11 protein-coding genes are annotated in these 11,482 nt (G+C 63.9%); 7 read left to right on the forward strand and 4 right to left on the reverse strand.

From position 1 onward, the window contains the following. The first annotated feature begins 30 nt into the window (after nucleotides 1–30). The gene (locus X760_RS44005) at nucleotides 31–1,014 is read left to right on the forward strand and encodes a bifunctional riboflavin kinase/FAD synthetase (protein WP_023717122.1); all 984 of its coding nucleotides are present in this window, start codon (nucleotides 31–33) and stop codon (nucleotides 1,012–1,014) included. A 2-nt stretch (nucleotides 1,015–1,016) separates the two neighbouring features. Here the strand turns inward: X760_RS44005 and X760_RS44010 are convergent, their stop codons facing one another. Next, nucleotides 1,017–1,571, reverse strand: a complete 555-nt coding sequence (locus X760_RS44010; protein WP_023717123.1) for an HdeD family acid-resistance protein — start codon at nucleotides 1,569–1,571, stop codon at nucleotides 1,017–1,019. Between the two features lie 334 nt (nucleotides 1,572–1,905). Here X760_RS44010 and X760_RS44015 point away from each other — a divergent pair, with 334 nt between their 5' ends. Together X760_RS44015 and X760_RS44020 are read left to right on the forward strand one after the other, a co-directional pair. Then, entirely contained in the window at nucleotides 1,906–2,811 is a 906-nt protein-coding gene (locus tag X760_RS44015; RefSeq protein ID WP_031193457.1) for an alpha/beta hydrolase, read from the forward strand. Nucleotides 2,812–3,010: 199 nt separating this feature from the next. Beyond that, nucleotides 3,011–3,823, forward strand: a complete 813-nt coding sequence (locus X760_RS44020) for a MipA/OmpV family protein (protein ID WP_023717125.1) — start codon at nucleotides 3,011–3,013, stop codon at nucleotides 3,821–3,823. A 35-nt stretch (nucleotides 3,824–3,858) separates the two neighbouring features. On the opposite strand, the gene X760_RS77780 is transcribed toward X760_RS44020, so the two are convergent. After that, nucleotides 3,859–4,071: an MbcA/ParS/Xre antitoxin family protein gene (locus X760_RS77780; protein ID WP_023717126.1), complete on the reverse strand. Its 213-nt coding sequence runs from the start codon at nucleotides 4,069–4,071 to the stop codon at nucleotides 3,859–3,861. A 112-nt stretch (nucleotides 4,072–4,183) separates the two neighbouring features. Next, nucleotides 4,184–4,369, reverse strand: a complete 186-nt coding sequence (locus X760_RS76155; protein ID WP_023717127.1) for a hypothetical protein — start codon at nucleotides 4,367–4,369, stop codon at nucleotides 4,184–4,186. Between the two features lie 43 nt (nucleotides 4,370–4,412). Here X760_RS76155 and ileS point away from each other — a divergent pair, with 43 nt between their 5' ends. Next, on the forward strand, nucleotides 4,413–7,403 hold the full coding sequence (ileS, locus tag X760_RS44035) for an isoleucine--tRNA ligase (protein WP_023717128.1): 2,991 nt from the start codon (nucleotides 4,413–4,415) through the stop codon (nucleotides 7,401–7,403). Between the two features lie 195 nt (nucleotides 7,404–7,598). Further along, nucleotides 7,599–8,279: a hypothetical protein gene (locus X760_RS44040; RefSeq protein WP_023717129.1), complete on the forward strand. Its 681-nt coding sequence runs from the start codon at nucleotides 7,599–7,601 to the stop codon at nucleotides 8,277–8,279. Between the two features lie 86 nt (nucleotides 8,280–8,365). Here X760_RS44040 and X760_RS44045 read toward each other — a convergent pair whose 3' ends face one another. Continuing rightward, a complete protein-coding gene (locus X760_RS44045) occupies nucleotides 8,366–8,818 on the reverse strand; it encodes a nucleoside deaminase (protein WP_023717130.1) in 453 nt (150 codons plus the stop codon). 76 nt (nucleotides 8,819–8,894) lie between these two features. Between X760_RS44045 and X760_RS44050 the strand changes: the two genes are divergently transcribed. Further along, nucleotides 8,895–10,946, forward strand: a complete 2,052-nt coding sequence (locus tag X760_RS44050; RefSeq protein WP_023717131.1) for a pseudouridine synthase — start codon at nucleotides 8,895–8,897, stop codon at nucleotides 10,944–10,946. Further along, entirely contained in the window at nucleotides 10,927–11,481 is a 555-nt protein-coding gene (gene rsmD, locus X760_RS44055) for a 16S rRNA (guanine(966)-N(2))-methyltransferase RsmD (protein ID WP_023717132.1), read from the forward strand. The genes X760_RS44050 and rsmD overlap by 20 nt, the downstream gene beginning before the upstream one ends. Nucleotide 11,482 lies beyond the last annotated feature (1 nt).

Genomic DNA, 11,482 nt, shown 5'->3' on the forward strand with positions numbered 1-11,482 from the left:
TTCAAGCCCAGACTGCAATAGGTTCAAGCTATGACGGCAATGTTCGAACGCATTTCCGCAACCGCACCGCTGCCGGCCCATCTGCGTGGCGGCGTGGTGGCGATCGGCAATTTCGACGGCGTCCACCGCGGCCACCAGGCGGTGCTCGAACGCGCGCGCGCCGAAGCGGAGCGTCGCGGCGTACCTGCCCTGGTGCTGACCTTCGTGCCGCATCCGCGAAAAGTGTTCAGGCCGGACATGCCGCTGTTCGTGTTGACGCCACCGCCGATGAAGGCGCGGCTGCTGTCGCATCTGGGCTTTGCGGCGCTGGTCGAGCAGCCGTTCACACGCGAGTTCGCCTCCTTGTCGGCGGAGGCTTTCGTCACCGGCGTGCTCGAGCGCAACCTCGGCATAAGCCACGCCGTCACCGGCTTCGATTTCCATTTCGGCAAGGACCGCCAAGGCGGCCCGGCCTATCTGATGGCGGCCGGCGAGCGCCACGGCTTCGGCGTCACGCTGGTCGATGCCTTCCGCGACGAAAGCGCCGAGGTGGTGTCGTCGAGCCGCATTCGCACGCTGCTGTGCGAGGGCAATGTGGCCGAGGCCGCCGGCCTGCTCGGCTACCGTTTCACCGTCGAGGCGGAGGTGATCGGCGGCCAGCAGCTCGGCCGGACACTCGGCTTTCCGACCGCAAACATGAGGCTTTCGCCGGAAGCCACCCTGAAGGACGGAATTTATGCAGTCCGCTTCCGCCGCGCCGACGGCTCGCTTCATGATGGCGTCGCCAGCTTCGGCCGCCGGCCGACGGTCGACGACAATGGCGCACCATTGCTGGAGACTTTTGTGTTCGACTTTTCCGGCGACCTCTACGGCGAGATTTGTGCCGTGTCCTTTTTCGGCTACCTGCGTTCGGAGGTGAAGTTCGACGGGCTTGATGCGCTGGTCGCACAGATGAAGCGCGATGAGGCTGAGGCGAAGGCACTGCTCGCCGGCGTCAGGCCGCTTTCCGGGCTCGACGCGGCCATAGCTTTCTGAATCTACTTTTTCAGCGCCAAGCCGACGGCAATGAAGGTCCAGCCTTGGAAAATCAGGTCGACGGCCAGGAACAGGCCGAGCACCCACACGCTGTTGACCGGCCAGCCCATGGCGATGACCAGTCCCGCCAGCGCGCTGATGATGCCGGCCGCGACCACCCAGCCCCAGCCCGGCTGCGGCCGGTGGCTGTAGCCGACCCAGGCCCTGAGCACGCCTGAAGCAAGGAGTGCGACTGCCAGGAGGAAGGTTAGCACCGTCGAGGCGAGGACCGGATTGTCGAAGGCGAAGAAGCCGGCGACGGCGTAGAGGAGGCCGCTGAGCAGCCAATAGAAGAAGCGGCCCCATGTCTTCACGCCGAAGGCATGGATGATCTCGACAACGCCGGCCATCAGCATCAGCCAGCCCACGACAAAGACGGAGGCGACGGTTGCGATGAACAGATTGCCGAAAGCGATGCCGCCGAAGACAAGCAGCAGCACCCCAAGCGCGACGAACCATCCCCACTTCGCCCGCGTCTGGCCAATGGCGTCTTTCAAGGCGTCGCCGTGCAGTGTCATCACCCTTCTCCCTCAAGGTTGCCTAGCTTCTTTGTTCCGGAAGGTAGCGCCGATCGCCTTGCCCGTCCAGCGAGCAGGCTGCGAGCGCCACGCCCCGAGCGATCCGCTTGCCACACTTCCGCTTTGTCCCGAAGAGGCCAAATATCAGATGGAATATTCGACCATATGCGAGGGGAGTGCTAAAGATGACGAGTGGGTTTAGGGGCGACCCGCCGTCTCGTGTATTCGCCATGACGCAAGTGTAACGAAAAATCCCCAGCGCTGGCATTGGCCCTTTATCGATGACGTGCTGCTGTACGCCGTTTTCTACGCTTGCTGAGGCTAGGGAAGCAAAATGGGCGACGTGGACGAACACCTCGATCTGACGGAGATCAACGCCGTCCGCAGGTTGTTGACCTCAAAGCCACGAACGGTCCGCTGGGACGAACGCCGGGCACGGCTCGACGAGGTTGGTTCGGTGTGGCCGATTGCCGAGGACATCCGATGCGAGGATGTGGTTTTCGATGGCCTCGAGGGAGAGTGGTCCCTGGCGCCTGCGAGTGACAGGGATAAGGTTCTGCTGTTTTTCCACGGTGGTGGCTACTGCTCCGGCTCTCCTAAAAGTCATCGTCGAATGGTGACAGAGGCAGGTCGGGCAATGGGAATGCGCACTCTCGCGATCGACTATCGACGCGCACCGGAACATCCTTTCCCTGCGCAACATGAAGACGCACTCACCGCATGGCGCTTTCTGAGGCGGCAAGGGATCGCGCCGGATCGCATCGTGGTTGGCGGAGACAGTGCGGGCGGCAACCTCACCCTGTGCCTGGTCAGTATATTGCGCGCGGCAGGCGAGCCGTTGCCGCGATGTCTTTGGCTGGTTTCGCCCTGGACGGACCTTTCGATGTCCGGCGCGACACTATCAACCAAGGACGCAATCGACCCCATCATCCACCGGGCGTATTTGGAGGAACTGGCAACCGCCTATGTTCCCAATGGCGTTGGTCGGCGCGATCCCCTGATCTCGCCGTTGTTCGCCGATCTGAGCGGATTTCCCCCAATGCTTATACAAGTCGGTTCGGCCGAGACGCTGTTGTCGGACGCAACTCGGCTCGCGGAAGCCGCTGGCGCGACTGACGTCAAAGTACGTCTCGAAATTTGGCCGCATATGATTCACGCTTGGCCGGTTTGGAATGCGCGGTTGAGTGCCGGTCGCCGCGCTCTTCACAGCGCGGGCACGTTTGTCCACGAGTATTTATAACCCTTGCCGAGGCAACTGCTGGCGCATTCCAGACGTCTTGATCTGGGATCTTGGTGCGCCAATACGATTCGTTGCTATGCGGAAAACAGGGCCAACGCCGCCAATGTTACGGATATTAAGTCAAATTTTACCGAAATGGCGCCATGGCTTGGATGAAGGCTGGTTGTATCGGCCAATGCGTTCGACGTATGGAGTAACGATGCGGTCAGTCCCGACGATCCCGACGGTCTTGGCCGCATTCATGCTCGGCACCTGCGGCGTTGCCAAGGCCGGCGAGGGCACCTTCGGCTGGCTGTCCGGAGACTGGTACCTGACGGTCGGCGCCACCGGCATGGTCGCGCCGAATTTCGAGGGCGGCAAGAAGTACCTGCTCAGCGCCTCGCCGATCATCTCGCTCGGCAAGGCTGGTCCCGCGGCGCGCTTCAACTCGCGCAACGACAATATCTCATTGGCATTGATCGACGATGGCGGCGTCCGCGCCGGCCTGACAGGCAAGTTCCTGTTTTCCCGCGATGGTGGTGACGCCGACGAATTGAAGGGTCTCGACCCGGTGCGCTGGGGCGGCGAGGCTGGCGGCTTCTTCGAATTCTATCCTTTGGATTGGCTGCGTGCCCGCGCCGAATTGCGGCACGGCATTCGCGCCCATAACGGCTTTGTCGCCGACATCGCCGCCGACGCCTTTTACGATGTGACGCCCGACGTCAGGATTTCCGGCGGGCCGCGCGTTTCATTCGCCTCATCGGACTATTTCGACGCCTATTATGGCGTTGATGCCAAGGAGTCACTGGCCTCGGGGCTCAGCGAATATCATCCAGGCGGCGGGGTGAAATCTGCGGGCCTGGGCGGCGCGGTGACCTGGAAGGTGACCGAGCCGATGACGGCCAGTCTGTTCGGCGAATATTCCCGCCTGATGGGCCCGGCCGCCGATTCCAGCCTGGTCAAGGAGCGGGGCTCCAGGGATCAGTTCATGATCGGCGTGTCGACGACCTATCGCTTCGATTTCTCGATGTGAGCGGGCGGGTTGTGCACGACGGAGAGCCGCAAGGCTCAGACGACTATGCCGTAGCCGATCCGATTGAGTTCCTCTTCCACAAGCGTGGCACCTGTTGCAGACTGAAGGAGATCGATGGGCGCGTCGTTGAGAACCCGACTTCGCTTACGCAGCCAGCGTTGCGCCTTTTCATGGTTGCCAAAAACGCGATTCGCCATCGTTGAAATGCGTTCAAGTCGCAAGGCGGACTCGGTAGTCGTCAGGGTCACATTCCGTCCTTCCAGCGCGCTAAACTGTGAAATGCAAACCGAAGATGCTGGTCTCTCGACGCCATCTACCGACAAACATAGGCGCAATTGGTGTACGCTCCTAGCGGAAGCATCAGAGTTCGGGCTTTTCAACATCGCCGGTCTCAGTTAAAAGCCCAGCCATGACGAGCTTTTCGCGCCTTCTCGCGACTGCGATACGAATTACAGGCCCGGTGTTCCGGGCGGCTTGACCGCCGCCGGAGCCGCCGGGAATCTTGCGCGCGGCCTCTCGCGCTTTTTCCAGATCATGATAGTTCAACGCCCGGGCTCTTTTGCCGACGGGCAACGCATATGGCAGACGAATGACTGATACCGAGACCGCCGAGACGATCGACTATTCCAAAACGCTCTACCTGCCGCAGACGGATTTTCCGATGCGCGCCGGTTTGCCGGAAAAGGAACCGCTGCTGGTCAAGCGCTGGCAGGATATGGACCTTTACCGCAAGCTGCGCGAAGACGCAGCCGGCCGCGAAAAATACGTGCTGCACGACGGCCCGCCCTATGCCAATGGCAACATTCATATCGGCCATGCGCTGAACAAGATCCTCAAGGACGTCATCACCCGCTCATTCCAGATGCGCGGCTATGACTCGAACTATGTACCCGGTTGGGATTGCCACGGCCTGCCGATCGAATGGAAGATCGAAGAGCAGTACCGCGCCAAGGGCAAGAACAAGGACCAGGTGCCGGTCAACGAGTTCCGGCAGGAATGCCGCGAGTTTGCGGCGCACTGGATCAAGGTGCAGGGTTCCGAATTCCAGCGCCTCGGCGTCGTCGGCGACTTCGACAATCCCTATACGACGATGGCTTTCCACGCCGAGGCGCGCATCGCCGGCGAGCTGCTGAAATTCGCCATGTCCGGCCAGCTCTATCGCGGCTCCAAGCCGGTGATGTGGAGTGTGGTCGAGCGCACCGCGCTGGCCGAGGCGGAGGTCGAATACCAGGACTATGAGTCGGACACGATCTGGGCGAAGTTTCCGGTCGTCAGCCTCGCTCGCCAGGTCATCAACATCGATGATGGGCAGCCAGCCCTGGATCCCAAGCTGACGCAGACGTCGCTCGATCTGCTTGATGCCAACGTCGTCATCTGGACCACGACGCCGTGGACCATCCCCGGCAACCGCGCCGTCAATTACTCGCCGCGCATCAACTATGGTCTCTACGAGGTCACGGCGGCCGAGAACGCCTTTGGCCCCCAGCCCGGCGAAAAGCTGATCTTTGCCGAGAAACTTGCAGACGACGCTGCCGCGAAGGCCAAGGTCACCCTGAATCGTCTTCGCGGCGTTGGCGCCGAAGAGCTTGAAAATCTTACGCTTTCGCATCCCCTCAAAAGTCTGGGTGGTGGCTACGAATTCCCTGTGCCTATGCTGGCCGGCGATCATGTCACCGACGATGCGGGCACCGGATTCGTCCACACCGCGCCGGGACACGGCCGAGAAGACTTCGACGCCTGGATGGATGCCGCCTCTGATCTTCGCCAGCGTGGCATCGACACCGCGATCCCCTTCACCGTCGACGATGCCGGCTTCTTCACCAAGGACGCGCCGGGCTTCGGCCCGGACCGCGAGGGTGGAGCGGCGCGCGTTATCGACGACGATGGCAAGAAGGGCAACGCCAACCAGGCCGTCATCGACGAGCTGATCAAGCGAAACGCGCTGTTCGCGCGCGGCCGGCTGAAGCACTCCTATCCGCATTCCTGGCGCTCGAAGAAGCCGATCATCTTCCGCAACACGCCGCAATGGTTCGTCTATATGGACAAGGAGCTTGGCGACGGCACGACGCTGCGCAGCCGCGCCCTGAAAGCCATCGACGATACCCGTTTCGTACCCGCCGCCGGCCAGAACCGCATCCGCGCCATGATCGAGGAGCGCCCTGACTGGGTGCTGTCGCGCCAGCGCGCCTGGGGCGTGCCGATCGCCGTCTTTGCCGATGCCGACGGCAATGTCCTGCGCGACGAGGCAGTCAACCAGCGCATCATGGACGCCTTCGAGAAGGAAGGTGCCGACGCCTGGTTCGCCGCCGGCGCCAAGGAGCGTTTCCTCGGCAATCACGATGCCTCGAAATGGCAGCAGGTGATGGACATCCTCGATGTCTGGTTCGATTCAGGCTCGACGCATGCCTTCACGCTTGAGGACCGGCCCGACCTGAAATGGCCGGCCGACGTCTATCTCGAAGGCTCCGATCAGCATCGCGGCTGGTTCCACTCCTCGCTGCTCGAAAGCTGCGGCACCAGGGGCAGGGCGCCCTACGAAACCGTCGTCACCCATGGCTTCACCATGGATGAGGAGGGGCGGAAAATGTCGAAGTCGCTCGGCAACACCGTCGTGCCGCAGGACGTCATCAAACAGTCCGGCGCCGACATCTTGCGGCTGTGGGTGGTGACGACCGATTATTGGGAAGACCAGCGGCTCGGCAAAAACGTGCTGCAGACCAACATCGACGCCTACCGCAAGCTGCGCAACACCATCCGCTGGATGCTGGGCACGCTCGCCCATGACGATGGCGAGGAGGTGCCGCTGGACAAGATGCCGGAGCTGGAGCGGCTGATGCTGCACCGGCTCGCCGAGCTCGATGAAGTCGTACGCTCGGGCTACGACGCCTTCGAATTCAAGCGCATCACCCGCGCGCTGCTCGACTTCATGGTGATCGAGCTGTCGGCCTTCTATTTCGATATCCGCAAGGATGCGCTCTACTGCGAAGCGCCTTCCAGCGTGAAGCGCAAGGCTTCCGTGCAGGTGGTGCGCCATCTCTTCGACTGTCTGGTGAAATGGCTGGCGCCGATGCTGCCTTTCACCATGGAAGAGGCTTGGCTCGACCGTCATCCGGATGTCGTCTCGGTGCATCTCGACCAGTTCCCGGAGATCCCGGCGGACTGGAAGGACGAGGCGCTGGCGGAGAAGTGGCGCAAGGTGCGGCAGGTCCGCCGTGTCGTCACCGGCGCGCTGGAGATCGCCCGCGCGCAGAAGGTCATCGGCTCTTCGCTGGAAGCGGTGCCGGTCGTCACTCTCGACGATGCCCTACTCGAAGCGGCGATCGCCGATGTCGACATGGCCGAGATGGCGATCACCAGCGATCTGGTTATCGCGCACGGCAAGGCGCCGGCGGGCGGCTTTACCCTCGACGATGTCAAAGGCGTCGCCGTGGTCGTCGAGAAGGCGGAGGACCGCGGCCTGGTGAAATGCGCACGCTCCTGGCGCTACACCGCCGATGTCGGCTCAGATCCGGAATTCCCGGATGTTTCGGCCCGTGACGCAGCTGTCCTGCATGAGCTGAAGGCTTTGAGCCGCCTTTAAGGCGGTGCACAATTGCCACGGCGGGCGGCCGATCGGCCCCCGTGCGTTGCCCTTAACGAGTGGTTGAGGTAAACACGCGAAACTCCGGACGACAAATTGTCGCCGGAATTCCGTCGGAAGAGCATAGGCGATGGGGGCCGGACCTTTCTTTGGCCGGCGGCAATCGAGAGGCTGTCTACAGTGGGACTTTTTGGCATGACCGAGAGAACTTACGCGCGCGTCGCGCTGCTGGCGCCGCTTGTCGTATCGAGCCTCGCCTTGTCCGGCTGCATGGGCTCGCCCACCTACGGGACCGACAAGACCGCGGGCGCGCAGCTTGCCGGCGACCTCACCGGGGCTTTTTCCTTCGCACCCAAACGCAAGGATAGTATCGACTACAAGCCGCGCCCCACGCTGGTGAAGCCAGGGCCGGGGCAGAAGGAAGTCTTGCCGCCGCCGCAGGAAAGCATCGAGACGGCGAGTGCCGAATGGCCCGAATCGCCGGAGCAGCGCCGTGCCCGCCTGCGCGCCGATGCCACCCTGCATCAGGACGACCCGGCCTACCAGGCGCAGGTCATCGATGACGTGCAGACGGATCCGGCGTCGGTCAAGGCCGCGCTGAAGCAGTCGGGCTCGAGCCACCCGCCAGCCTGGACTCCGGCCGATTCGGACAAGGACCGCGCCGCGGAAATCATGCGCCGCCGGGCTGAAGGCAAACAGGGCGACCCGACCACCCGCAGATATCTGAGCGAGCCGCCGGTGCAATACCGCGCTGCCGCCGACACTGCGCCGCAGGGTGACCTCGGCGAGGACGAGTACAAGAAGGAACGCCGCCTCAAAAGGGAGGCGGCCGCCAAGAGCAAGAGCAGCGGCATGTTCGACTGGCTGCCCTGGTAGACTGACGGCGCCAGAGACGTTCTGGCCTGGATTGGCTGAACTGGATTGGCTGACTTGGATTCGGTCCGTCTGCCGAACCAGGAAAATCAGGGTCCGCGTCGCTCGCGAAAAAAGTCCTTCAGCAATGCTGCTGCAGCGTTCTCGGCCATGCCAGGATAGATGTCGGGCACATGATGGCAGGTCGGTGACGTGAAGAAGCGAACGCCATTGACGACTGCGCCGCCCTTCTCGTCGGCGACGCCGAAATAGAGCCGGCGCAGCCTGGCGAAAGAGATGGCGCCGGCGCACATGGTGCACGGCTCCAGCGTCACATAGAGATCGTGGCCGCTGAGCCGCTCGCTGGAAAGCTTGCGGCAGGCCTCGCGGATCGCCAGCATCTCGGCATGGGCGGTCGGATCGGCGAACTCGCGGGTGCGGTTGCCGGCACTCGCAACGACCGTATCGCCGCCGACGACGACCGCGCCAACCGGCACCTCGCCACGCAGGGCGGCGGCTTCGGCTTCTTTCAGCGCCAGCGCCATGAAATCCTGCCGCCTCACGCGGTTTCCATTCCGATTATCTCCTCGCCACTAGAGCGCGATCCTGTTACTACCCGCGCAAACGAGCAAAGGCCACATGGACGACAAAAACAAGAAATTCCCGCGCAAGGCCGGCCCGAAACCGGCGGGGCCGCGTGGTCGCGATGGCGCTCCCGGCAAGGGTGGCAAGCCGTCCTTCGGCGTCAAAAAACCCTACACTCCGCGCGGCGATCGGCCGGCGGCGGCCGAAGGCGAACGGCCGAAACGCGACTTCAAGCCGAAGCGCGAAGGCGACCGGCCGTTCGGCAAAGGGCTGCGTCCGGAAGGCAAGCCTTATGAGAAGCGCGAAGGTCCACGCAAGCCTTATGCACCGCGCGGCGATCGGCCGGCGGCGGCCGAAGGCGAACGGCCGAAGCGTGACTTCAAGCCGAAGCGCGAAGGCGACAGGCCGTTCAGCAAAGGGCCGCGTCCGGAAGGCAAGCCTTATGAGAACCGCGAAGGTCCACGCAAGCCTTATGCACCGCGCGGCGACCGGCCAGCAGCTGCCGAAGGCGAGCGGCCGAAGCGCGACTTCAAAGGCAGCGAGAGGCCATTCAGCAAAGGGCCGCGTCCGGAGGGCAAGCCTTATGAGAAGCGCGAAGGTCCGCGCAAGCCCTACGCGCCGCGCGGCGACCGGCCGGCCGCTGCCGAAGGCGAGCACGGCGAAAAGCGCTTCGACCGTCCCAAGCGTGACTTCGGGGATCGTCCTAAGCGTGATTTTGGCGGCGATCGGCCGCAAGGGGCACAAAGGGCACAGGCGGCATCGGAGGGCGGCTTCAAGCCGCGTCCGCGTCGCGTCGAGGCAACGGAAGAAGCCGGCGAACGCATTGCCAAGCGGCTGGCGCGTGCCGGCCTGGCCTCGCGCCGCGATGCCGAGGAACTGATCGCGGCCGGCCGCGTCAAGGTCAACGGCAGGGCGCTGACCTCGCCGGCCTTCAACGTGATGCCCGGCGACATCATCCATCTCGACGGCATGGAGATCCCGCCGATCGAGCGCACGCGGCTGTTCCTGTTCAACAAGCCGGCCGGCGTGGTCACCACCAACCGCGATCCCGAAGGCCGCAAGACCGTCTTCGACGTGCTGCCCCCCGGGCTGCCGCGGCTGATGACCATCGGCCGGCTCGACATCAACACCGAAGGGCTGCTGCTGCTCACCAATGATGGCGGCCTGTCGCGCGTGCTCGAACTGCCGGCGACCGGCTGGCTGCGGCGCTACCGCGTGCGCGTCCACGGCAAGGTCGAGGAAAGCGCGCTCGCGGGCCTGCGCGAAGGCATTGCCGTTGACGGTGTCTTTTATGGCGCCATCGAGGCGACGCTGGACCGCGAGCAGGGTTCGAATGCCTGGCTGACGCTCGGCCTGCGGGAAGGCAAGAACCGTGAGGTCAGGAACATCCTGGGCTCGCTCGGTCTCGACGTGACGCGGCTTATCCGCATTTCCTACGGGCCGTTCCAGCTCGACGATTTGCCGGAAGGCCATGTGTTGGAGATCAAGGGCCGCGTGCTGCGCGACCAGCTCGGCGAGCGCCTGGTCGAAGAGTCCGGTGCCAATTTCGACGCCGATATCGCCAAGCCGTTTTCCAACAAGCCGGTCAGGCGTGAGCGGGAGGAGGAGCCCGAGCGGCCGAAATTCACCCGTGACGGCGAACGCCGTCCGATCGGCGAGGGCGGCCTGATCAAGAACCGCAAGCGCCGCGAAGGCAGCCGCGACGAAGCGCTCGGCAAGCTGTCGACAAAACCGGAGAGGAGCTTTGGCGAGCGTGGCGCCAAACCTGAACGCGGCGACTTCGGGGACAAACCCCGTGGCGACAAGCCTCGTGGCGGCTTCGGCGGCAAGAAATCCGAACGCGAGCAGCGGCCGATCGAACCGCCGGGCCAGCGCAAGGCCAATGTCTGGATGGCGCCGGGGGCGCGGCCGATCGGCAAGGGCAGGGCGGAGGCAGACGCCGCCAAGGCGGCGGAAAACAAGGCGCGCAAGGCCGCTTTCAAGCCGTCTTATGGCAAGCCCGGCGGTGCAAAGCCGTTCGGCAAGCCTCGTGGCGAACGTTCGGATAGCGGTGGCGACCGGCCGCGTGGCGGCCCGAAAGGAAGCAATGCGGATCGTCGGCGGTGAGCTTCGCGGGCGTCCGCTGGCGACGCCCCGCACCTTTGCCATCCGCCCGACGACCGACCGCACGCGTGAGGCGGTCTTCAACGTGCTGGCGCATCGCTTTCCCGAAAAACTGAACGGCGCGCGCGTGCTCGACCTGTTCGCCGGCACCGGCGCGCTCGGCCTCGAAGCGCTGTCGCGCGGCGCTGCCTATGCTGTCTTCATCGAGGAATCCGCCGAAGGGCGCGGCCTGATCCGCACCAATGTCGAGGCTTTCGGCCTCACTGGGCGCACCAAGATATTCCGTCGCGACGCGACGGCCTTGGGCGAGGCGGGCACCATCGCTGCATTCGGCCTGGTCTTTGCCGATCCGCCCTATGGCAAGAGCCTTGGCGAACGCGCGTTGCGCTCGGCCAAGGCCGGCGGCTGGCTCGCCCCCGGCGCGCTCTGCGTAGTCGAGGAAGCGGCGGCGGCGCCGTTCGAGGCAGGGCCGGGCTTTTCGGTTGTCGACGAGCGCAACTATGGCGAGACGGTCATCCGCTTCATCGAGGTTGGGTGAG

The sequence above is a fragment of the Mesorhizobium sp. LSHC420B00 genome, assembly GCF_000503055.1.
GTDB lineage: Bacteria > Pseudomonadota > Alphaproteobacteria > Rhizobiales > Rhizobiaceae > Mesorhizobium.